This is a genomic window from Actinokineospora sp. NBRC 105648 (genome assembly GCF_030269645.1).
Lineage (GTDB): Bacteria > Actinomycetota > Actinomycetes > Mycobacteriales > Pseudonocardiaceae > Actinokineospora.
Map to the genome: position 1 here is coordinate 12,288 of NZ_BSTR01000027.1, position 21,408 is coordinate 33,695.

Genomic DNA, 21,408 nt, shown 5'->3' on the forward strand with positions numbered 1-21,408 from the left:
TGTAAGTAACCAATGTCGGCAAATTGCTCCTGGAAGAAAGGGTGCAACAGCACTATGAACAGCAAGCGCATGGTTACCGCGGTCGCCGCGGGCGCAGCTGTCGTGATGGGGCTTTCCGCCTGTGGTGGCGGCACGAGCTCCAACGGCGGCGCCACGAACGGGAACGGCGGGGGCAACACCCCGGCCTTCAACGCGGCACTGAAAAGCACGTTCAACCCTTCGGACAAGAAGGGGGGAATCGTCAAGATCGCCAACGCGGGTACCTGGGACTCGCTGGACCCGGGTGAGACCTACTACGGCTACTCCTGGAACTTCCTGCGCCTCTACGGCCGTTCGCTGGTGATGTTCAAGCCCGCCCCCGGCGGCGGCAGCAACGAGCTGGTCCCGGACCTCGCCGAGAAGCTGGGCGAGCCCAGCGACGGCGGCAAGACCTGGACCTACAAGCTCCGCAAGGGCATCAAGTTCGAGGACGGCACCGCGGTCACCTCGAAGGACGTGAAGTACGCCGTCCTGCGCTCGACCGACAAGGAGACCTTCCCCAACGGTCCGGCGTACTTCGAGGGCTACCTCAGCCTGCCCGAGGGCTACAAGGGCCCGTACAAGTCCAAGGGCGTCAACACCGACTCGGCGATCGAGACCCCGGACGACAGCACCATCGTCTTCCACCTCAAGCAGGCCTTCGGCGGCTTCGACTACTTCGCCCAGCTGCCGCAGACCGCCCCGGTGCCCGAGGCCAAGGACACCGGCGCCAAGTACCGCGAGCACGTGATCTCCACGGGCCCGTACAAGTTCGACAAGAACGAGATCGACAAGGGCTTCAACCTGGTCCGCAACGACCAGTGGGACGCCTCGACCGACCCGAACCGCAAGGCGCTGCCGGACGGCTACCAGGTCTCGATGAACGTCAACGCCGACGACATCGACAACCGGCTGATCTCCGGTGACCTCGACATCGACATCGCGGGCACCGGCGTGCAGCCCGCCTCGCTGAGCCGCGTGCTCGGCGACCCGGCGCTCAAGGCGAACGCGGACAACCCGACGATCGCGCGCCTGTGGTACACCTCGATCAACCCGACCGTCGCGCCGTTCGACAACAAGGCCTGCCGCGAGGCGATCGAGTACGCCGCCGACCGCACCGCCTACCAGACCGCCTACGGCGGCACGTTCTCCGGTGGCGACATCGCCACGACCCTGCTCCCGCCGCAGATCCCGGGCGCCCAGAAGTTCGACCTGTACCCCGCGGGCGCGGACAGCAAGGGTGACGTCACCAAGGCCAAGGCCAAGCTCACCGAGTGCGGCAAGCCGGACGGCTTCGAGACCAACATCTCCTACCGCGCCGAGCGCCCGAAGGAGAAGGCCACCGCCGAGGCCCTGCAGCAGTCGCTGCAGCGCGTGGGCATCAAGCTGACCCTGAAGGCCTTCCCGCAGGGCGACTACTTCTCCCAGTTCGCGGGCAACCCGCCCTACGTCAAGGCGAACAACCTGGGCCTGGCCATCAACGGCTGGGGTGCGGACTGGAACGACGGCTTCGGCTTCCTGTCCCAGATCGTCGACAGCCGCGTGATCCGCGAGACCGGTGGCTCCTCGAACACCTCCGTCCGGATCCCGGAGGTCGACTCCATGCTCGACGCCGCGATCGGCGAGACCGACAAGGGCAAGCGCGAGGGCGACTGGGGCGCGATCGACAAGCGCGTCATGGAGGAGGCGGTCATCCTCCCGGGTGTGCACGCCAAGAGCCTGCTCGTGCGCAGCAAGCGCCTGTCGAACGTCTTCATCTCCGAGGCCTACGGCATGTACGACTACCTGTCGCTCGGCATCGCGTAAACACCTCCCGGTTTGTGGACTGACGTTAGGTAGGTGAAGGCGACAGGCGGCAGGCCCGGGACGACCTCCCGGGCCTGCCGCCGGTGCCGGCCACTGTGATCACATACATCATCAGGCGGCTCGTCGCGGCGATCGTGCTGCTGTTCATCGTCAGCGCGGTGACGTTCTCGATCTTCTTCCTCATGCCCAAGCTGCTGGGCGCGACGCCGGAGACGTTGGCGACCCGCTACGTCGGCCGCGCCGCCACCGCCGACACCGTCCGCGAGACCGCTGAGCGGCTCGGCTTCTACGACCCCATCTACAAGCAGTACGCCGACTGGGTGGGCGGCATCTTCGCCGGTGCCGACTACAGCTACGGCAGCGGTGTCGAACACTGCCCCGCGCCGTGCCTGGGCTACTCCTTCCGCAACAACCAGCCCGTGTGGCCCGACCTGATCGACCGGCTGCCGGTCACCCTGTCGCTGGCCTCGGGCGCGGCGGTGCTGTGGCTGCTCGGCGGCGTCGCCGTCGGCACGCTCTCCGCGCTGCGCAAGGGAACCATCTTCGACCGCGCCGCCATGAGCGTGTCGCTGGCGGGTGTGTCCCTGCCCATCTTCTTCACCGGGCTGCTGTCCCTGTCGATCTTCAGCTACAACCTGGGCTGGACCGCCGTCGGCGGCGCGTACACGCCCTTCCTGGACGACCCGGGGCAGTGGGCCTACAACCTGCTGCTGCCCTGGATCACCCTGGCCCTGCTCTTCTCCGCGCAGTACGCGCGGCTCACCCGGGCCGGGATGCTGGAGACGATGAACGAGGACTTCATCCGGACCGCGCGCGCCAAGGGCCTGCCCGAGCGGACCGTCGTGGTCCGCCACGGCCTGCGCGGCGCGCTGACCCCGATCCTGACGATCTTCGGCCTGGACGTCGGCCTGCTGCTCGGTGGCGCGGTGCTCACCGAGAGCGCGTTCTCGTTGCAGGGCCTGGGCAAGTACGCCATCGACGGGATCACCAACTACGACCTGCCCAAGGTCATGGGGGTGACGATCCTGGCGGCGTTCTTCATCGTGATCGCCAACCTGGTCGTCGACCTCCTGTACGCCGTCGTCGACCCGAGGGTGCGCGCAAAGTGAGCCAGAGTTCCGAAGACAGCCTCGACGGCCGCGCCGAGACCCGGCCCGCCGCGAGCGGTGGCCCGTTCCTGCAGGTGCGCGGGCTGCGGGTGCACTTCCCGACCGACGACGGCGTGGTCAAGTCCGTCGACGACCTGTCCTTCAGCGTCGAGCGCGGCAAGACCCTGGGCATCGTGGGCGAGTCCGGCTCCGGCAAGAGCGTGACCAGCCTGTCGATCATGGGCCTGCACAAGCCGGGTACCGCCGACATCACCGGCGAGATCCTGCTCGACGGCCAGAACCTGGTCGGCATGAACCGGGAGAAGGTCCGCCTGCTGCGCGGCAAGCGGATGGCGATGATCTTCCAGGACCCGCTCTCGGCGATGCACCCGTTCTACACGGTGGGCACCCAGATCATCGAGGCGTACCGGATCCACAACAAGGTCACCAAGGCGGTGGCCCGCAAGCACGCCATCGACCTGCTCGACCGGGTCGGCATCCCCAGCCCGAAGTCGCGGGTGGACGACTACCCGCACCAGTTCTCCGGCGGCATGCGGCAGCGCGCGATGATCGCGATGGCGCTGTCCTGCGACCCGGAGCTGCTGATCGCCGACGAGCCGACCACCGCGCTCGACGTGACCGTGCAGGCGCAGATCCTGGACCTGATCCGCGACCTGCAGCAGGAGTTCAACTCCGCGGTCGTGATCATCACCCACGACCTGGGCGTGGTCGCCGAGCTGGCCGACGACATCATGGTCATGTACGCGGGCCGCGCGGTGGAGTACAGCACCGCGGCCGACATCTTCAACTCCCCGCAGCACCCCTACACCTGGGGCCTGCTCGGCTCGATGCCGCGGCTGGACCGGGAGCGCACGGAGCGGCTGCAGCCGATCAAGGGCACCCCGCCCAGCCTGATCAACGTCCCGACGGGTTGCCCGTTCAACCCGCGGTGCGCCTACGCCGGGCTCAACAGTGATCTCAGCTTCACCGTGCGCCCGGAGTTCCGCGACGTCGGCGGCGGTCACCACATCGCCTGCCACCTCAGCGCGGAGGAGCGCACGCGCATCTGGGACACCGAGATCAAGCCGAAGCTGTGAGCGAGGACGCCGTGAGCACGCAGACAGAGAACCCGACGGCCGACCGCCGCCTCGGCGAGGACCTGCTGGTCGTCGAGGGCCTGCAGAAGTACTTCCCGATCCGCAAGGGCCTGTTGCAGAAGACGGTCGCCAACGTCCAAGCGGTCGACGGGCTGACCTTCACCGTCAAGCGCGGTGAGACCCTGTCGCTGGTCGGCGAGTCCGGATGCGGCAAGACCACCACCGGCCGCCTGCTCACCAGGCTGGTCGAGCCGACCGACGGGACGATCACGCTGGAGGGGCGCGACATCTCGCACCTGTCCAACAGCGCCATGCGCCCGCTGCGCCGCGACATCCAGATGATCTTCCAGGACCCGTACGGCTCGCTGAACCCGAGGCACACCGTCGGCACGATCGTCGGCGCGCCGTTCCGGCTGCAGAAGGTCAAGACCCCGAACGGGATCAAGAAGGAGGTCCAGGACCTCCTCGAGCTCGTGGGCCTCAACCCCGAGCACTACAACCGCTACCCGCACGAGTTCTCCGGCGGCCAGCGCCAGCGCATCGGCATCGCCAGGACACTGGCGCTCAAGCCGAAGCTGATCGTCGCCGACGAACCCGTCTCCGCGCTCGACGTGTCCATCCAGGCCCAGGTGGTCAACCTGCTGGAGGACCTGCAGAGCGAGTTCGACCTGACCTACGTCATGATCGCCCACGACCTGTCGGTGGTCCGGCACGTCTCCGACCGGGTCGCGGTCATGTACCTGGGCAAGATCATGGAGATCGCCGACCGGACCTCGCTCTACGAACGACCGATGCACCCGTACACGGTGGCCCTGCTCTCGGCGGTCCCGATCCCGGACACCAACCGCCGGGAGAACCGCGAGCGCATCCGTCTCCAGGGCGACGTCCCGAGCCCGATCAACCCGCCCAAGGGCTGCCGCTTCCACACCCGCTGCTGGAAGGCCCAGGACGTCTGCAAGACGACCGAACCACCCCTGGCCCAACTGGCCCCGGGCCACGCTGTCGCCTGCCACTTCCCGGAGAACAAGGACAGCCTCACGATCGATCCGACTGGCGCGGCGGTCTGAGTTTTTCTTGAGGGGGGCGGCGGACTTCGGTCCGCCGCCCCTTTTTGTTTGCGGGGAATCGCGCTGGAGTCGGTCATCCAGACGGAGAAGCCAGCTGTGCCCGACCCGCCAGAACGCCGAACACGGTCAATCCCAAATGGACTCTGAGTGTCACCCTGACCCCAGAAACCCAGCCCTGGCAACGACTCGGCCCCTACCCTTCCTCGGAACCGCGCTCGGCCCTGCAAACCCGGCCCCGGCTATGACCCGGCTCTACACCCCCACCCGGAACCGCACCCGGCGCCCGGAACCCAGCCCGGCAATGACCCGCTCTACACCCCACCCGGAAACCGCACTCGGCCCCTGGAACCCAGCCCCGGCAACCACTCCCGCCCCTGCATCCCATACGCAGCCAAAACACGGACTGGTCTTGTCTGTCAAGGCATCTTTCCCGCCTTGACAGACAAGACCAGTCCGTAGTCATACTTGTGCGTAGGGGAAGCAGGGAACACACGTCCGCGGGTCGCCACCCCCGGCGACCACACGAGGTGGCACGTCGTTTGGCCGGGTCCCGGCTTCCCTACGCTCAATTGTGACTACGGACTGGGTTGGCGTGTCAAGGCGGGAAAGATGCCTTGACACGCCAACCCAGTCCGTGTTTTTGCGCTGCGTATGGGATGCAGGGGCGGGAGTGGTTGCCGGGGCTGGGTTTCCGGGGCCGGGCGAGGAATGCCGGGGGCTGGGAGTAGGTGTTGCCGAGCCGAGCCGAGCCGAGCCGAACAGGGCAGGGCAGGGCCGGGTTGAGCCAGGCCGGGCAGAGTGGGGTCAGGCAGGGCGGGGTCAGGCAGGACAGGGTCAAGCAGGGCCGAGGGAGGGGAGGCTGGCCCGGGCGTGCACGGTTGGTGACCAGGGGCGATTCGTCTCGAGACTGCTAGACTCGAGTCACGGGAGCTGGGTTCGGCCCTGGTGGTTCACAACCACGAGTTCCGCAGAGCAGGGAGATCCAGGTTCGGGTCCTGGCGGTGGCCTTGAGGCCATGCGCTGTCGCGCAGCCGTAGCTCAAGGGCAGAGCCCCCTGTTTTCAACTTCCCAGCCTGCTCAGCGCTAGTGCGAACTTCGCCTTCGACATCTTGAGCACGTCGTAGTCGCGCCGGGCGATGGCGCGCAGCTTGTGTTCCTGTTGCAACCTGTCGGGCACGGCCATGCATATGGGCCGCCATGTTCGCGCCCGCCAGCAGGGCCATCATCGCGTTGCTGGATTCGGTGCGCGCCTCCTCGTGCCTTCGGTACGCCAGGAAGCGGACTATGGATTGACTCTTCGCTGTTGCCAAGGCGGTGCGCCTGCTTCTCCTGCCGGGCGGTGGGTATCGCCGAGGATACGTCTGGCCGTTGGCGGAGTTGGAGCTTGCCTCGGCGTGATCACCTGATGCAGTGGTGGCAACTTCCTTCGGGGACGGGCGCGAGCAGGATCCACAGTGGAGTCAGGTGTCGTGGCGCGCCGGTACTCGCGGGGCCGGTCAGGGTCAGTGCCGCTGGACCCGGACCGACCCCGCGCTGCTACTTGTGTGCCCGGTTGACCGCCGACACCACAGCTCGCAGTGACGCGGTGACGATGGAGCTGTCCACGGCGACGCCCCACAGGACCTTCTCGCCGATGGCGCACTCGACGTAGGCCGCCGCACGGGCGTCGTCGCCGGAGGTCAGGGCGTGCTCCGAGTAGTCCAGCACCCGCACGTCGTAGCCCACCGTGGCCAGGGCGTCGACGAAAGCGGCGATCGGGCCGTTGCCCGTTCCGCTCACCTCGTGCTCCTCGCCCTCCACCTCGACCGTCGCGCTGATCTCGTCGCGGCCGTCGCCGTCGTCGGAGATCCGGTTGCGGCGCAGGCGCAGTGGGGAGACGCGGTCCAGGAACTCCGTGGCGAAGACGTCCCACATCTCCTTCGGGGAGACCTCGCCGCCCTCGCTGTCGGTGACCGCCTGGACCACCTGGGAGAACTCGATCTGCAGCCTGCGGGGCAGCTTGAGCTGGTGCTCGGTCTTCATCACGTACGCGACGCCGCCCTTGCCGGACTGCGAGTTGACCCGGATGACCGCCTCGTAGGACCGGCCGACGTCCTTCGGGTCGATCGGCAGGTACGGCACCTCCCACTGGTGCTGCTCGATCGGCACCCCGGCCTCGGCCGCGTCGGCGGCCAGCGCGTCCAGGCCCTTGTTGATCGCGTCCTGGTGGCTGCCGGAGAACGCGGTGAACACCAGGTCGCCGCCCCACGGGTGCCGCTCGGCGACCGGCAGCTGGTTGCAGTACTCCACCGTGCGGCGGATCTCGTCGATGTCGGAGAAGTCCACCTGCGGATCGATGCCCTGGCTGAACAGGTTCATCCCCAGCGTCACCAGGTCGACGTTGCCGGTCCGCTCGCCGTTGCCGAACAGGCAGCCCTCGATCCGGTCGGCGCCCGCGAGGTAGCCCAGCTCGGCCGCGGCCACCCCGGTGCCGCGGTCGTTGTGCGGGTGCAGGCTCAGGATCAGCGACTCGCGGTTGGGCAGGTTGCGGTGCATCCACTCGATCGAGTCGGCGTAGACGTTCGGGGTCGCCATCTCGACCGTGGCGGGCAGGTTGACGATCATCGGCCGGTCCGGCGTCGGCTGCCACACCTGGGCCACCGCGTCGCACACCTCGACCGCGTAGGACAGCTCGGTGCCGGTGTAGGACTCCGGGGAGTACTCGAACCGGAAGTCGGTGTCGCCGTACTTCTCGGCGAAGGCCAGCACGACCTCGGCGCCGTCGGTGGCGATCTTCTTGATGCCCGCGCGGTCCTGCCGGAACACCACGCGCCGCTGCAGGATCGAGGTCGAGTTGTACAGGTGCACGATCGCGCTGTGCACGCCCTCGAGCGACTCGTAGGTCCGCTCGATCAGCTCCGGCCGGGCCTGGGTCAGCACCTGGATCCGCACGTCCTCGGGGATCGCGCCCTCGGTGACGATCTCGCGGACGAAGTCGAAGTCGGTCTGGCTCGCCGCCGGGAAGCCGACCTCGATCTCCTTGTAGCCCATCCGGACCAGCAGGTCGAACATCCGGCGCTTGCGGGCCGGGGACATCGGGTCGATCAGCGCCTGGTTGCCGTCGCGCAGGTCGACCGCGCACCACAGCGGCGCCGCGGTGATCCGCTTGGTCGGCCAGGTGCGGTCGGGCAGGTCGATCGGCTCGACCAGCTCGTGGAACGGGCGGTAGCGGTGCACCGGCAGCGAGCTGCCGCGCTGCGGGTTCCAGGCGGGCTGGTCGGCCGGGATGGCCCGGGCCGGGGTGCGCAGACGGCTCGGCGCGGTGCTGAAGGTGTCGGGCTGGGAAGTCATCGGGGCTGCATCTCCGGGGTGCGTGGTTGCTGAGACAACGACGACCGGCGGCAACACCGAACTCCGCGACGGGGAGCCGGTCTGGTCAGACCCCGTCGCGGCGGAGAAGCAGGAGGAGAGCGCGCGCCACGGGAAGAGCGTATCCACAAGCCCGGGCCCGCGCGGAATCATCGGTCCACATCGTGGACCCGGACCGCTGTTGGGCCGTTCGGAGTAGTTACGGTGTGGCTGGTCAGGGGCACTTTCCTGACATGGCTACTCGTAGATGGCACGGCACCAGCACCCGCGGGTCCGCTGCCCGGATCGTCACCGGCATAGGTGCGCTGTTCGCGCTCATCGAGGTCGTCTTCATCCTGCTCGCCGTCCTCGGCGCGAACGCGGGCAATGCGTTCTACAAATTCATCCAGTCCCTCGCCGACCCCCTCGCCCTGTTCTTCCCGGGCCTGTTCCCGATCGCCGACCCGACCGTGGCCACGATCGTCAACTACGGCCTCGCAGCCGTGTTCTGGCTGGTCATCACCGGTCTCATCGCCCGGCTGCTGCGCTGAGCGCCGTGGCCGCGGACCAGTCGGCGTGCCAGAATCCCCCTATGGCCGCGAACGAGTCCGATCGCGACACCCACCGCCGCGCCCCCGCCGCAACGCGGGCCGCGGTGGTGGGTGTCGTGGCCACCGTGGTGCGCTGGGCCGGGTTGCTCGTCGCGCTCGTCCTGGTCGTGCACGTGGTGCTGGTGATGGGCAACGCCAATCCGGACAACCCGATCTCCACCCTGGTGCGCAGGTTCGCCGAGCCGCTCTCGCTCGCCTTCAAGAACCTGTTCACCCCCGAGGACGCCAAGCTCGGGCTGCTGATCAACTACGGGCTCGCGGCGATCTTCTGGCTCGTGGTGTCCTCTGTGGTCGTCAAGCTCATCCGCCGTCTGGGCTGAACGCCGTGCCCCACTGACCGGTGAACGCCGTCTCGGTCAGCGGCAACCGCTTGCGGGGCGCGGTTTCCCTGGCCCGGCGGTCTTCCGGCAACAGGCTCGGCGGTCCCAGCACCCCGACGGCGATCGCGGCCAGCGGTCGCACCGTCTCGGGTAGACCGAACTCCCGCGCGACGCCCGGCGCGTCGAACCCGGCCATCTGGTGGGCCACCAAGCCCTCGGCGACGGCTTGCAGCACGAGGTTCTCCGTCGCCAGCCCGACCCCGTATTCCGCGTACGGCACGGCTCCCTTGGCGTTGGCGGTATCCGCGCACGCGACGAGCAACGCGCCCGCTCGGTGCGCCCACGCCTGGTTGCCCATGTTGAGCAACGCCAAGACCCGGTCGAAGGTGTCGCTCCCGCGCGGCCCCACCAGGTAGCGCCACGGCTGGGTGTTCCCATAGGACGGTGCCCACCGCGCGGCCTCGAGCATGCGCAGCAACGATTCCCGGCTCACCACACCCGCCGGGTCGAGCGCGCGCGGACTCCAGCGGGCCCCGATCAACTCGTGCGGCTCAGATGGCATAGCCCCACGCCGTCACCGAGTACGCGCCGAACCACGAGCCCGCGACCGCGACCCCGGCCAGCGCCAGCACCATGGTCGAGGTCTTGCGCTTGGCCAGCGCCACCGCGACCGGCACCAGCAGCGCGATCGCGGGCACCATCAGCCGCACCTTGGAGTTCATCAGCCCGTTCGAGCACAGGTCCATCACCAGCACGCCCGCGGTGTAGACCACGATCGGCCACTGGACCCGCTGCCGGACCGCGACCGCCAGCAGCACCAGCGCCACCACGATCATCCCGACGGTGGCCACCTCCAGCACCGACCGGGCGTTGCCGAGCACGTCCAGGCTGAACTTCACCGTCGCCGCGCCACCGTCGAAACCGGAGTCCCAGCCGCGCTCCTGCAGGGTGAACCAGCCGTCCCACTCGCCGGTCCGCGCGCCGACCCAGGCCAGGTACCCGACGAGGCCGACGGGCGCGATCGCCCCGCCCACCCACGGCCGCCAGCCGTCGCGCCGCTTGACGACGGCGACCACGACCGCGAGCCCTACCGCCAGCACGAGCGCCGCCGCCGTCGGCCGGACCAGTCCGGCGGCCGCGCAGCACAGCCCGGCCGCGATCCACTGTCGTTCGAGCACGAACACCAGCGCCCACACCGCGAACGCGCAGAACATGGCCTCCGAGTACGCCATGGACAGCACGATCGACATCGGCGAGGCGGCGAACAGGGCCACCAGCACCAGCCCGGCGCGCCAGGAACCGCCGCGCACCAGGGTGCCCAGCCGGGTGAGCCCGTAGGCGCAGACCACGCCGAAGGCGATGGTCACCGCCAGCGCCGAGGGCACCAGCTTGAACCCCAGGTCGCTGACCCAGCCGACGACCGTCGGGTAGCCGGGGAAGAACGCCAGCGGCGTCTCCGCGCTGCGCCTGCCGAACGCGTCGACCAGGTTCGTCGGGACCCCGGCGTAGCCGTTGGCCGCGATGGACAGGAACCACTGACCGTCCCAGGAGCGCAGTGCCTCGCTCGCCGAGACACCGTTGCGCCCGGCCATCCAGCTCAGACCGAGCAGGCCGATCTCCCGGACGCCGAGGAAGACCAGCGCGGGCGCGAACAACCGCAGCACCCGGCCCGAGCTCCACCGCCGGACCGGCAGTGCCTCCGGTCGCTCAACCTGGGGCTCCTCGACCGTCACCTCGGCCGCGGAGCGCGTCACGTCCGTCGCGGACACCGCCGATCCTTCCCCCGACACCTCAGTTGGCAGGGTCACAGTAGCCGCCGGGCCGCCGCAGTGGCGGGTGCCACAAGAGCCGCGAGACTCCGGTGACGGCGCAGGTAGGCTCATCGCGATGTGCGGCGTCGGGCCGTTCGGAGCCTTCGGCGCGCACTCGCCCGGAGGAGGTTGCACGCAGTGGCGCTCGTCGTCCAGAAGTACGGCGGATCCTCGCTCGAGAACGCCGACCGGATCAAACGCGTGGCCGAGCGGATCGTGGCCACCCGCAAAGCCGGCAATGACGTGGTGGTCGTCTGCTCCGCGATGGGCGACACCACAGACGAGCTGCTCGACCTCGCCAAACAGGTCAACCCCGTGCCGCCTGGCCGGGAGATGGACATGCTGCTCACCTCCGGCGAGCGCATCTCCAACTCGCTGGTGGCGATGGCGATCAGCGCCCTGGGTGCCGAGGCGCGCTCGTTCTCCGGTTCGCAGGCGGGCGTGATCACCACCTCCGCGCACGGCAAGGCGCGCATCATCGACGTGACCCCGAGCCGGGTGCAGGCCGCCCTGGACCAGGGCCACATCGTGCTGGTGGCCGGGTTCCAGGGCGTCAGCCAGGACACCAAGGACATCACCACGCTGGGCCGCGGTGGTTCCGACACGACCGCGGTGGCGCTGGCCGCCGCGCTCAACGCCGACGTGTGCGAGATCTACACCGACGTCGAGGGCATCTACAGCGCCGACCCGCGGATCGTCCCGGACGCCAAGAAGCTCGACCGGGTCACCTACGAGGAGATGCTCGAGATGGCCGCGAGCGGGGCCAAGGTGCTCATGCTCCGCTGCGTCGAGTACGCGCGCCGCTACGGCGTGCCCATCCATGTCCGTTCGTCGTACAGCACCAAGCCCGGGACCATCGTCTCCGGCTCAATGGAGGACTTGACCGTGGAACAGGCGATGATCACCGGCGTCGCGCACGACCGGTCCGAGGCCAAGGTGACCGTGGTCGGCGTGCCCGACCACGCCGGGGTGGCCGCGCGGATCTTCCGCACGGTGGCCGACACCGAGATCGACATCGACATGGTGCTGCAGAACGTCTCCAGCACCGTGTCCGGCAAGACCGACATCACCTTCACCCTGTCCAAGAGCAACGGCCCCACCGCGGTCGAGGCGCTGGAGAAGATCCGCGAGGAGCTCGGCTTCACCCAGGTCCTCTACGACGACCACGTGGGCAAGGTGTCGCTGGTCGGCGCGGGCATGCGCTCGCACCCGGGGGTGACCGCGACCTTCTGCGAGGCGCTGGCCAAGGCCGGGGTCAACATCGAGATCATCAACACCTCGGAGATCCGGATCTCGGTGCTCATCCGAGACACCCAGCTCGACGAGGCGGTCCTGGCCATCCACCAGGCCTTCGAACTCGGCGGCGACGAGGCCGCCGTGGTGTACGCGGGGAGTGGTCGCTGATGGCACCGGTACTCGCCCTGGTCGGTGCCACCGGCGCCGTGGGCACCGTGATGATCGACATCCTGAACGGCCGGTCGGACTGGCCGTGGGGCGAGGTGCGGCTGATCGCCTCGCCGCGCTCGGCGGGCAAGAAGATCACCGTGCGCGGCGCGGAGCTGACCGTGCTGGCGCTCGCGCCGGAGGTCTTCGACGGCGTCGACGTGGCCATGTTCGACGTGCCCGACGAGGTCTCCGCGCACTGGGCGCCGATCGCCGCCGAGCGCGGCGCGGTCGCGGTGGACAACTCGGGCGCGTTCCGGATGGACACCGACGTCCCGCTGGTGGTGCCCGAGGTCAACAACGACCAGATCGACTCGCGCCCGCGCGGCATCATCGCCAACCCGAACTGCACCACGCTGTCCATGATGGCCGCGATCGGTGCCCTGCACCGGGAGTTCGGCCTGCGCGAGCTGGTGGTGGCCTCCTACCAGGCCGCCTCCGGCGCGGGCCAGGACGGCGTCGACCGGCTGCACGCCGAGTACGCCGCGGTCGCGGGCAAGCAGGTCGGCGTCCGCGCGGGCGACGTCCGCGAGGCGCTGGCCGCCGCCGGACTGTCCCAAGAGGACTCGCCGTTCCCGGCGCCGCTGGCGCTCAACGTGGTCCCGTGGGCCGGCTCGGTCAAGGCCGACGGCTGGAACAGCGAGGAGCTCAAGGTCCGCAACGAGGCCCGCAAGATCCTCGGCATCCCGGACCTGAAGGTCTCGGCAACCTGCGTGCGCGTCCCGGTGGTCACCACGCACTCGCTGGCCGTGCACGCCACCTTCGCCGAGCCGGTCACCGTGGCCCAGGCGCACGAGATCCTGGGCGCCCAGCCCTCGGTGGTGCTGGTCGACGACCCGGCCAACGGGGTCTTCCCGACCCCGGCCGACGTCGTCGGCGGCGACCCCACCTACGTCGGCCGGGTCCGCCAGGCGCTGGACTTCCCGAACACGCTCGACTTCTTCGTCTGCGGCGACAACCTGCGCAAGGGCGCCGCGCTGAACACCTACGAGATCGCGGAGTCGCTGGCCGCCCGGCTGTGACGCCCTGATCGACCGTCGCCGGGTGGGTGCACGGCACCTGCCCGGCGACGGCGTTCACCGCTGTGCCGCGCGGGGACCCGACTCGGACGATTCCGGTGTGGGGCGACTGCGCCCGGCAGGAGTACGACGGGCCCGACTGCCTGACCGCCACCGGCGAGGCCCACCGACGCGCGGCGACTACGACACGGGGTTCGACGACGTCAGGCTGGCGCTGTCGGTGCGCTCCACCGGCTGGGCCCGGCCCGCGCCGAGCAGCCGGGCCAGCCCCGCGATGGCCAGGCCGCCGAGCCCGGCCACGGCGAAACCCCACGCCGGGGCGGTGTGGTCCACCACGAACCCGACCACCGGCGCGCCGAGTGAGGCGCCCAGGGTGAACGCCGAACTCTGCAACCCGGTCGCCTGACCGCGCATCACCGAGGGCGCGAGCCGGGCGACCTGCTCGCCGGTGGCGGCGATCGTCGGCGCGCACAGCGCGGCGCACGGCACCAGCGCGAGCGCCAGCAGCCACCAGGGGCCCGCGAACAGTCCAACTGGGACGGTCAGCAGCCCGAGCAGGCCCATCAGCGCCACCTGCGGCAGCGACCGCCGGACCGCGCCGTGCACCAGCCCGCCGACCGCCGAGGCGGCGCAGGTGATCACGATCAGCAGGCCGGTCCAGTCCAGCTGCCCCGACCCGCGCAGGGCCGCCACGACCGAGACATCGATGCCCGCGAGCACGAACACCGCACCGCCGCCGATGGCGAACACGCCGATCAACCGCGGCGTGAGCCACTCCCGACGCGGCAGGCGGGCGGCCCCCTTGGCCTCCTCGTGCGCCCCGCGCACCGGCGGGTTCACCACCGCCAGCGCGGTGCCCACCACGAGCACGGCCAGACCCAGCGCGGTCGCCGCCGCGCCGGTGGACAGCGAGGTCGCCAGCAGCACCGCTACCGCCGGACCGACCATGTAGGTCAGCTCCACCGAGACCGAGTCGACCGAGTACGCCGTGCGCCGCAACCCCTCGGGCACCAGCGCGGCGATGGCCTGCCTGCCGATCGACATCGCGGGCAGCGCCATCAGCCCGCCGAGGAACGCCGCGCCGAGCAGCACCGGGTAGGACATGAACCGGACGCAGACCCAGAACGCCGCCTCGCACACCGTGGCCAGCAGCACCATCGGCCGCAGCCCGTACCGGTCGACCACCATCCCCATCAGCGGCGCGCCGACCGCGATGCCGATGGTGGCCATGCCGCCGACCAGCCCGGCCTCGCCGTAGCCGCGGCCGAGCCCGACCGCGACCCGCAGGGTGATCACCATCCCGGCCGCCGAGACCGGGATCCGGGCGAAGAGCATCAGCAGCATCAGCGTCCGCACACCGGGTAGGCCGAGCATTCGGCGGTACTGCTGCATGACCCCGATGGGACTCGACCGGGGCCCTCCGGGTCAACCGGTTATCTCCGAGTGTTTTCTTGACTCGTTCCAGAAAAGATGGTTCGGTGGTGGCGATGCACCCGCCGAACACCCGCACCGCCGCGCTCGACTGGCAGCCGGTCGACCCGCGCGCGACCGTGGGAGCGGGTGCCCGCGGCCGGACCGGTGCCCACCCCCGCCCGGACCGCGGCGCCACCACCGAACCCGAACCCACCACCGAGAGCACGGGAGGACGAGCATGACCACTGCCCGGCCCACCACGAACAACGTCGGCATCCCCGTCGGCAGCGACAACGAGTCGCTGACCGTCGGGGCCAACGGTCCGATCCTGCTTCAGGACCACTACCTGATCGAGAAGAACGCGCAGTTCAACCGCGAGCGGGTCCCGGAGCGGGTCGTGCACGCCAAGGGCGGCGGCGCGTTCGGCTTCCTCGAGGTCACTGAGGACGTCAGCCAGTTCACCAAGGCCGGGCTCTTCCAGCCGGGCACCCGCACCGAGAGCCTGATCCGGTTCTCCTCGGTCGCCGGGGAGAGCGGTTCACCCGACACCTGGCGCGACCCGCGCGGTTTCGCGGTGAAGTTCTACACCGAGCAGGGCAACTACGACCTGGTCGGCAACAACACGCCGGTGTTCTTCATCCGCGACCCGATCAAGTTCCCGGACTTCATCCGCTCGCAGAAGCGCCGCGCCGACAACCACCTGCGCGACGCGAACATGCAGTGGGACTTCTGGACCCTGCGCCCGGAGAGCGCGCACCAGGTCACCTGGCTGATGGGCGACCGCGGCATCCCGTCGAACTGGCGCCACCAGAACGGCTACGGCTCGCACACCTACCTGTGGGAGAACGCCGGCGGCGAGAAGTTCTGGGTCAAGTACCACTTCAAGACCGACCAGGGCATCGGCTACCTCACCCAGGCCGAGGCCGACCGGATCGCGGGCGAGGACGCCGACCACTACATCCGCGACCTGTTCAACTCCATCAAGGCGGGCGAGCACCCGAGCTGGACCCTGCACGTCCAGGTCATGCCCTACACCGACGCCGCGGACTACCGGTTCAACCCGTTCGACCTGACCAAGGTGTGGCCGCACGGCGACTACCCGCTGATCAAGGTCGGCCGCTACGTGCTGGACCGCAACCCGGAGAACTACTTCGCCCAGATCGAGCAGGCGGCGTTCGAGCCGTCGAACCTGGTCGCGGGCATCGGCCCGTCGCCGGACAAGATGCTCCAGGGCAGGCTGTTCGCCTACCCCGACGCGCACCGCTACCGGATCGGCGCGAACTACGCGCAGCTGCCGGTCAACGCCGCCAAGTCCGAGGTCAACTCGTACTCCAAGGACGGCGCGATGCGCTACAACAACCCGGGCGACCCGGTCTACGCGCCCAACTCCTACGGCGGCCCGCACGCCGACGCCGCCTACGCGGCCGAGACCGTGTCGACCTACGGCATCGAGGACGAGGTCATCCGCTCGGCCTACCGGCTGCACGCCGAGGACGACGACTTCGGCCAGCCGGGCACCCTGGTCCGCGAGGTGCTCGACGACGCCCAGCGCCAGCGGCTGGCGGAGAACATCATCGGGCACGCGTCCAACGACGTGTCCCAGCCGGTGCTCGAGCGCGTCTTCGAGTACTGGCGCAACGTCGACAAGGACCTCGGCGACAAGGTCGCCGACGGTTTCCCGAAGTAGCCCGCTGCGCTGTCCTGGCCCGGTTCACCCGTCGTGGTGGACCGGGCCAGTTCCGTCTGAATAGGCACCGATCGTGCTACACCCGCCCGTAAGGCAGGGCACGGTCGGGTGGGACGCGGGCCGGTGGCGACACCCGGTGATTTCCTCCCGAGCGGCATTCACCCGAAGGTAACCATCAAGCCTCACCGTGCTTGACGCTGCGAATGGTGCATCGTGAATGGTGATCAGCCCGCATTTCGGATCCGCTTTCTTGGGTATTCACTGAGTTGTCCGCACCTGGACAACCGACAAGGAGAAAACCCGATGAACAAGATCGCACGATTCGTCGCCGCGGCTGCTACGGGTACAGTTCTTGCCCTCGGTAGTGCCGGAATGGCGCAGGCGGAAACCGCCTCCGTGACGGCCGCGCAGACCCAGCAGATCGTGAGCGCCGACGCCGCCCTGAAGAAGGCAGTGGACGCCAACGACTACCTGGGTGCGCGCAACGCGATCGACCAGTTGCGTACGGCGGCCGCCCAGCTCAAGTCCACGGACCGCTCGGCGGACGCCGCCAAGGCCGAGACCGCGGCGGCCGACCTGCTCAAGGCCCTCCCGATCCCGGGGGGCCTGCCGATCCCCGGTGGGTTGCCGATCCCCGGCGGTCTGCCCATCCCTGACCTCGGCAGCCTGCTGGCCGTGCTGAACGTGCTGAACAGCCTGCCCGGCGGCGGCGTGCTGTCCGGCCTGCTCAACACCCTGCAGTCGACCCTGAACAACCTGCTCGGCGGCCTCGGCGGCGGCGGGCTCCCGGGTCTGAGCACCCTGACCGGCCTGCTGGGCGGGCTGCCGGTCGTCGGTGGCCTGACCGGTGGTCTCGGTGGGCTGACCGGTGGCCTCGGCGGTCTCGGTGGCCTGACCGGTGGGCTGGGCGGCCTGACCGGCGGCCTCGGTGGGCTGACCGGCGGCCTGGGTGGCCTGGGCGGCCTGACCGGTGGTCTGCCGGTGGTCGGCGGGCTGACCGGTGGGCTGGGTGGCCTGACCGGGATCCTGGGTGGCCTCGGCGGCCTGGGTGGCTGATTTACCCCGTATTTCTCCCGTGTGCTGATATAGCGCGGGCCGGTAATCCGATCCTTGCCCCGGATCGGATTACCGGCCTTTCGCCGGGTCGTCGACCCGGGTGGTTTATCGCGGCGGAATCAGGGCGCGGTCGTGTGCCAGTGCGTCGTATAGGCCGACGCCTCCGCGGTGAGCCAGGCGTCCAGAGTGGTGATGTTCGTGTTCCGCGGCAGCCGGTATTCCCGGGACCGCCGGAGGTCGACGACCAACGGCGTCGCACCGGGCAACAAGTCGTCCACGCACACCTCGAGCAACCGCAGCGCCGCATTCGCGCCGTCGCGGGTCAGCGGGGCCTCCTTCAGGTGGAACAGCACCACCTGCCGGTTTCCTTTGCGGTCGCGGACCGCCAGGTGCGGGGTGACCGACAGGTCCAATTCGCGCACCCGCAGCGTGGTCGCCCAGTGCGGCACCGCGCTCAGCCGAGAACCGCGCCACCAGGCGAGGAACCCCGCGGCCACCTCCTCGAACGCGCGCGGCTGCCCGGTCAGCTCGGCGGCCGCCACCACCTCGGCCAGCCCCGCCGCCGGGTCCTGCGACCGCGCGGCCGCGGCGATCGCGGTCAGGATCGGCCGGTAGAACACCCGCCCGTAGTGCTCCGGCACGGCCTCGCGCTCGTGCGCCGAGGTGACGATCTCGGTCCGCCTCCTGCGGTCCCCGGCGACGTACTCGGCGAAGGACGAAGCAGTGATCACGACGTTCCCCATGGGCGGCTCCCTCGGTCGTTGTCGATCACCATCGTAGCCCGGGGGTATGACACACATGTTCGAATCAGACGACATTAGTCCAGGTAGAGCAGGGGTTGTTCAGTCGGTGGACAGCTCGCTGTGCAGCTTGAGCACGTGCCCGCCGTCGTCTTGCTCGAGGACGTAGGCGGGGTCGTCCGCGCTGCCGTGCCGGGTCACCTCCGAACCCTTGAGCGTGCGCGTCACGGTCTCCTCGTGCGCCGAGACGACCTTCGCCGACGCCCAGCCCGTGCCCCACTTCCACTTGACCCCGGTGCCCTTGCGGTATTTGTGCATGGCGCCCGGGTACCCGCGATAACCCCAGGTCAAGCGCCCTCGCGCAGTGCGTCGGACGTGGTCTGATGCCCGGCGACCAGGTCGCGCGGCCGCCCCCGCCCCGCTCGAACAGCGGGCGACGCGGGATCCGGCGGCCTGGCAGGATCGGCGGCGTGAGCACACATCCCGTCGCCCAGGTACCGGACCGCCTGTTCGCCGACGACGAGGCCGAGACCCGCTGGCGGGCGCGCTTCCACGCCGCGCGGGTCTCGTTGCCCGACTGGGCCCTGCACGCGCCCGACCGGACCGTCTACGTCTCCAACGCCAGCGGCGTCTGGGAGGTCTACGCCTGGGACCGGGCCACCGACACCCACCGCCAGGTCACCGACCGGCCCAACGGCACCCTGCACGCCACCGTGTCCCCCGACGGCGAGCACATCTGGTGGTTCGCCGACACGGACGGCGACGAGTTCGGGACCTGGGTCAGGGAGCCGTTCGGGGGGCGCCCGGCGGGTGCCGACGCGCCGCCCGCCGTCCCCGGTACCCCCGCCGGCTACCCGGCTGGGCTGGAGATCGGCGACGAGGTGCGGGTGGTCGGCGTGGCCGACGACGACGGCACCACGATCTTCCTCGCCCGCGGCGACGCCGAGGCCGAGGTCGTCTACCGGGATGAGCACGACGGCGGTGTCGCCGCGCTCTCCTACGACGAGACGCTGCTGGCCATCGCGCACTCCGAGCACGGCGACAACCGCCACCCCGCGCTGCGCGTCCTCTCGGTCGCCGACGGGTCCGCCGTGGCGGAGAAGTGGGACGGCAAGGGCAAGGGGCTCACCGGGATCTCGTTCAGCCCGGTCGAGGGCGACCAGCGGTTGCTGGTCCTGCACGAGCGCCGCGGCCGCGAGGAGCTGCTGATCTGGGATGTCGCCGCCGACACCGAGCGGGAGATCGCGCTCGACCTGCCCGGCGAGGTGGCCGCCGACTGGTACACCGACGGCAGCGCGCTGCTGGTCGCGCACACCCACGAGGCCCGCGACACCCTGCACCGCTACGACATCGCCACCGGTGAACTGACCACTTTGGACACACCGGCGGGCTCCATCGGCTCCGCGCACGCGCGCCCGGACGACACCGTCGAGTACTCCTGGTCCAGCGCCGCCGAGCCCTCGGCCGTGCGGGCCCGCTTCGCCGACGGCACCGAGCGGGTCCTGCTCACCCCGCCGGGCGAGCGGGCCCCGACCAGCGCGCCGCTCACCGACGCGTTCGTCGACACCGAGCACGGTCGGGTGCACGCGCTCGTCGCCCGTCCGGTGGACGCCCCGGACGGCCCGCTGCCCACGGTGTTCAGCCTGCACGGCGGCCCGCACGCCGCCGACGAGGACCGCTTCTCCGCCTACCGCGCGCTGTGGGTCGACGCCGGGTTCGCCGTGGTGCACGTCAACTACCGCGGCTCCACCGGCTACGGCTCGGCCTGGCGCGACGCGATCGAGGGCAGGCCGGGGCTCACCGAACTCGCCGACGTGCGGGCGGTGCACGCCTGGGCCGTCGAGTCCGGCCTCGCCGACCCGGCCCGCTGCGTGGTCAACGGCGCGTCCTGGGGCGGCTACCTCGCCCTGCTCGCCCTGGGCACCCAGCCCGACCTGTGGGCCGCGGGCGTCGCGGGTGTCCCGGTCGCGGACTACCACGCCGCCTACGAGGACGAGATGGAACCGCTGCGCGCGTTCGACCGGGCGCTGTTCGGCGGCTCCCCGGCCGACCTGCCCGACCTGTACACCGAGTGCTCACCAATCACCTATGTCGACCAGGTGCGCGCGCCGGTGCTGGTGATCGCGGGCGAGAACGACCCGCGCTGCCCGATCCGCCAGATCGACAACTACCTCGACCGGCTCGCCACCCGCGGCCTGCCCTACGAGGTGTACCGCTACGACGCGGGGCACGGCTCGCTGGTGGTGGCCGAGACGATCAAGCAGTCGCTGATCGAGGTCAGCTTCGCGCTGCGCGCGCTCGACCGAGCCGGCGCGCTCGACCCGAGCTAGCGCGCCCGGGCCAGGGCGAACTCGACGACCTGCAGGCCGATGGTCCGCAGCGTCGTCGAGACGCCCGGGTCCGAGCACTCGCCCGCCTCGTCGAAGGTGGTCCCGATCGAGTTCACCGCCGCACCCAGCGGCGTCGGCCACCCGCGCAGGGCGTGCACGACGGAGCGCAACGCGGTCAACGTTCCGACTGCGGCCTGCCAGCCCGCGGCCGTCGAGACGCAGCCGACGGCCCGGCCCTCGAGGTAGACGCGCTCGTCGGTGCGCAGGTCCTCGACGTAGTCCAGGGCGTTCTTGACCAGGCCGGAGATCGTGCCGTGGTAGCCGGGGGAGACCAGGATCACCCCGTCGGCCTCGCGCAGCTCGTCCACCAGCCTGCGCGCGGCGTCCGTGCGGTCGGGCACGGCCGGGTCGTAGAACGGGAGCACGATGTCGGCGCCGGTGAGCGCCGTCGTCTTGGCACCGGCCTCGGCCGCGCCCGCCAGGGCGATCCGCAACGCGCGCTCGGACTGCGAGTCCGCGCGCAGCGACCCGCCGATACCCACCACAGAAACTGTCACCAGACCTATCCTTCCACC

The 21,408-nt window shown here is 70.1% G+C and carries 20 protein-coding genes; 12 read left to right on the forward strand and 8 right to left on the reverse strand.

Annotated features, from left to right (window positions below):
• The first annotated feature begins 54 nt into the window (after window positions 1–54).
• From QSK30_RS22240 to QSK30_RS22255, 4 genes are all read left to right on the forward strand, one after another.
• Complete coding sequence (locus tag QSK30_RS22240; protein ID WP_285505478.1) at window positions 55–1,824, forward strand: ABC transporter substrate-binding protein; 1,770 nt, start codon at window positions 55–57, stop codon at window positions 1,822–1,824.
• A gap of 95 nt (window positions 1,825–1,919) precedes the next feature.
• Entirely contained in the window at window positions 1,920–2,933 is a 1,014-nt protein-coding gene (locus tag QSK30_RS22245) for an ABC transporter permease (protein WP_285505480.1), read from the forward strand.
• The gene (locus QSK30_RS22250) at window positions 2,930–4,009 is read left to right on the forward strand and encodes an ABC transporter ATP-binding protein (RefSeq protein ID WP_285505482.1); all 1,080 of its coding nucleotides are present in this window, start codon (window positions 2,930–2,932) and stop codon (window positions 4,007–4,009) included. The genes QSK30_RS22245 and QSK30_RS22250 overlap by 4 nt, the downstream gene beginning before the upstream one ends.
• Before the next feature lie 11 nt (window positions 4,010–4,020).
• Complete coding sequence (locus QSK30_RS22255; protein WP_285505483.1) at window positions 4,021–5,076, forward strand: ABC transporter ATP-binding protein; 1,056 nt, start codon at window positions 4,021–4,023, stop codon at window positions 5,074–5,076.
• Between the two features lie 1,060 nt (window positions 5,077–6,136).
• On the opposite strand, the gene QSK30_RS22260 is transcribed toward QSK30_RS22255, so the two are convergent.
• Window positions 6,137–6,259, reverse strand: coding sequence for a hypothetical protein (locus QSK30_RS22260; protein WP_285505485.1), 123 nt, complete (start codon window positions 6,257–6,259; stop codon window positions 6,137–6,139).
• 353 nt (window positions 6,260–6,612) lie between these two features.
• Window positions 6,613–8,406: a 2-isopropylmalate synthase gene (gene leuA, locus QSK30_RS22265; protein ID WP_285505487.1), complete on the reverse strand. Its 1,794-nt coding sequence runs from the start codon at window positions 8,404–8,406 to the stop codon at window positions 6,613–6,615.
• Window positions 8,407–8,657: 251 nt separating this feature from the next.
• On the opposite strand from leuA, the gene QSK30_RS22270 reads away from it, so the two are divergent.
• Window positions 8,658–8,954 (forward strand): hypothetical protein, encoded by a 297-nt coding sequence (locus QSK30_RS22270; protein ID WP_285505488.1) that lies wholly within the window; start codon window positions 8,658–8,660, stop codon window positions 8,952–8,954.
• Between the two features lie 41 nt (window positions 8,955–8,995).
• Window positions 8,996–9,334, forward strand: a complete 339-nt coding sequence (locus QSK30_RS22275; RefSeq protein WP_285505490.1) for a hypothetical protein — start codon at window positions 8,996–8,998, stop codon at window positions 9,332–9,334.
• Here QSK30_RS22275 and QSK30_RS22280 read toward each other — a convergent pair.
• Window positions 9,315–9,896 carry a nitroreductase family protein gene (locus tag QSK30_RS22280; protein WP_285505491.1) on the reverse strand — a complete coding sequence of 194 codons (582 nt, stop codon included), beginning with the start codon at window positions 9,894–9,896 and terminating at the stop codon, window positions 9,315–9,317. The genes QSK30_RS22275 and QSK30_RS22280 overlap by 20 nt on opposite strands.
• Window positions 9,886–11,103: a putative hexosyltransferase gene (locus tag QSK30_RS22285; RefSeq protein ID WP_285505493.1), complete on the reverse strand. Its 1,218-nt coding sequence runs from the start codon at window positions 11,101–11,103 to the stop codon at window positions 9,886–9,888. Before QSK30_RS22285 ends, QSK30_RS22280 begins: the two co-directional genes overlap by 11 nt.
• 180 nt (window positions 11,104–11,283) lie before the next feature.
• Here QSK30_RS22285 and QSK30_RS22290 point away from each other — a divergent pair, with 180 nt between their 5' ends.
• Window positions 11,284–12,549, forward strand: coding sequence for an aspartate kinase (locus tag QSK30_RS22290; RefSeq protein ID WP_285505495.1), 1,266 nt, complete (start codon window positions 11,284–11,286; stop codon window positions 12,547–12,549).
• Window positions 12,549–13,610, forward strand: a complete 1,062-nt coding sequence (locus tag QSK30_RS22295) for an aspartate-semialdehyde dehydrogenase (RefSeq protein ID WP_285505497.1) — start codon at window positions 12,549–12,551, stop codon at window positions 13,608–13,610. The genes QSK30_RS22290 and QSK30_RS22295 overlap by 1 nt, the downstream gene beginning before the upstream one ends.
• 177 nt (window positions 13,611–13,787) lie before the next feature.
• On the opposite strand, the gene QSK30_RS22300 is transcribed toward QSK30_RS22295, so the two are convergent.
• Window positions 13,788–14,999, reverse strand: coding sequence for an MFS transporter (locus QSK30_RS22300; RefSeq protein WP_285505499.1), 1,212 nt, complete (start codon window positions 14,997–14,999; stop codon window positions 13,788–13,790).
• An 89-nt stretch (window positions 15,000–15,088) separates the two neighbouring features.
• Between QSK30_RS22300 and QSK30_RS22305 the strand changes: the two genes are divergently transcribed.
• The 3 genes from QSK30_RS22305 (at window position 15,089) to QSK30_RS22315 (ending at window position 17,763) form a co-directional block, all read left to right on the forward strand.
• Window positions 15,089–15,262 carry a hypothetical protein gene (locus tag QSK30_RS22305; RefSeq protein WP_285505500.1) on the forward strand — a complete coding sequence of 58 codons (174 nt, stop codon included), beginning with the start codon at window positions 15,089–15,091 and terminating at the stop codon, window positions 15,260–15,262.
• Complete coding sequence (locus QSK30_RS22310; RefSeq protein WP_285505501.1) at window positions 15,259–16,707, forward strand: catalase; 1,449 nt, start codon at window positions 15,259–15,261, stop codon at window positions 16,705–16,707. Before QSK30_RS22305 ends, QSK30_RS22310 begins: the two co-directional genes overlap by 4 nt.
• 303 nt (window positions 16,708–17,010) lie before the next feature.
• Complete coding sequence (locus QSK30_RS22315; protein WP_285505503.1) at window positions 17,011–17,763, forward strand: hypothetical protein; 753 nt, start codon at window positions 17,011–17,013, stop codon at window positions 17,761–17,763.
• Window positions 17,764–17,882: 119 nt separating this feature from the next.
• Here the strand turns inward: QSK30_RS22315 and QSK30_RS22320 are convergent, their stop codons facing one another.
• Both QSK30_RS22320 and QSK30_RS22325 read right to left on the reverse strand, forming a co-directional pair.
• Window positions 17,883–18,506 (reverse strand): hypothetical protein, encoded by a 624-nt coding sequence (locus QSK30_RS22320; protein ID WP_285505505.1) that lies wholly within the window; start codon window positions 18,504–18,506, stop codon window positions 17,883–17,885.
• Between the two features lie 99 nt (window positions 18,507–18,605).
• The gene (locus QSK30_RS22325; protein WP_285505506.1) at window positions 18,606–18,821 is read right to left on the reverse strand and encodes a hypervirulence associated TUDOR domain-containing protein; all 216 of its coding nucleotides are present in this window, start codon (window positions 18,819–18,821) and stop codon (window positions 18,606–18,608) included.
• Between the two features lie 152 nt (window positions 18,822–18,973).
• Here QSK30_RS22325 and QSK30_RS22330 point away from each other — a divergent pair, with 152 nt between their 5' ends.
• Window positions 18,974–20,833 carry a S9 family peptidase gene (locus QSK30_RS22330; protein WP_285505507.1) on the forward strand — a complete coding sequence of 620 codons (1,860 nt, stop codon included), beginning with the start codon at window positions 18,974–18,976 and terminating at the stop codon, window positions 20,831–20,833.
• Here the strand turns inward: QSK30_RS22330 and QSK30_RS22335 are convergent.
• Window positions 20,830–21,390: an NADPH-dependent FMN reductase gene (locus QSK30_RS22335; protein ID WP_285505508.1), complete on the reverse strand. Its 561-nt coding sequence runs from the start codon at window positions 21,388–21,390 to the stop codon at window positions 20,830–20,832. The two genes, QSK30_RS22330 and QSK30_RS22335, sit on opposite strands and share 4 nt — an antisense overlap.
• Window positions 21,391–21,408 lie beyond the last annotated feature (18 nt).

Bases quoted from the DNA above. Each gene is read 5' to 3' on its own strand.
- QSK30_RS22270 (WP_285505488.1), top strand. From the start codon at position 8,658: ATGGCTACTCGTAGATGGCACGGCACCAGCACCCGCGGGTCCGCTGCC.
- QSK30_RS22275 (WP_285505490.1), top strand. From the start codon at position 8,996: ATGGCCGCGAACGAGTCCGATCGCGACACCCACCGCCGCGCCCCCGCC.
- QSK30_RS22295 (WP_285505497.1), top strand. From the start codon at position 12,549: ATGGCACCGGTACTCGCCCTGGTCGGTGCCACCGGCGCCGTGGGCACC.
- QSK30_RS22240 (WP_285505478.1), top strand. From the start codon at position 55: ATGAACAGCAAGCGCATGGTTACCGCGGTCGCCGCGGGCGCAGCTGTC.
- leuA (WP_285505487.1), bottom strand. From the start codon at position 8,406: ATGACTTCCCAGCCCGACACCTTCAGCACCGCGCCGAGCCGTCTGCGC.
- QSK30_RS22315 (WP_285505503.1), top strand. From the start codon at position 17,011: ATGAACAAGATCGCACGATTCGTCGCCGCGGCTGCTACGGGTACAGTT.
- QSK30_RS22325 (WP_285505506.1), bottom strand. From the start codon at position 18,821: ATGCACAAATACCGCAAGGGCACCGGGGTCAAGTGGAAGTGGGGCACG.
- QSK30_RS22310 (WP_285505501.1), top strand. From the start codon at position 15,259: ATGACCACTGCCCGGCCCACCACGAACAACGTCGGCATCCCCGTCGGC.
- QSK30_RS22300 (WP_285505499.1), bottom strand. From the start codon at position 14,999: ATGCAGCAGTACCGCCGAATGCTCGGCCTACCCGGTGTGCGGACGCTG.
- QSK30_RS22280 (WP_285505491.1), bottom strand. From the start codon at position 9,896: ATGCCATCTGAGCCGCACGAGTTGATCGGGGCCCGCTGGAGTCCGCGC.
- QSK30_RS22320 (WP_285505505.1), bottom strand. From the start codon at position 18,506: ATGGGGAACGTCGTGATCACTGCTTCGTCCTTCGCCGAGTACGTCGCC.
- QSK30_RS22260 (WP_285505485.1), bottom strand. From the start codon at position 6,259: ATGGCCGTGCCCGACAGGTTGCAACAGGAACACAAGCTGCGCGCCATC.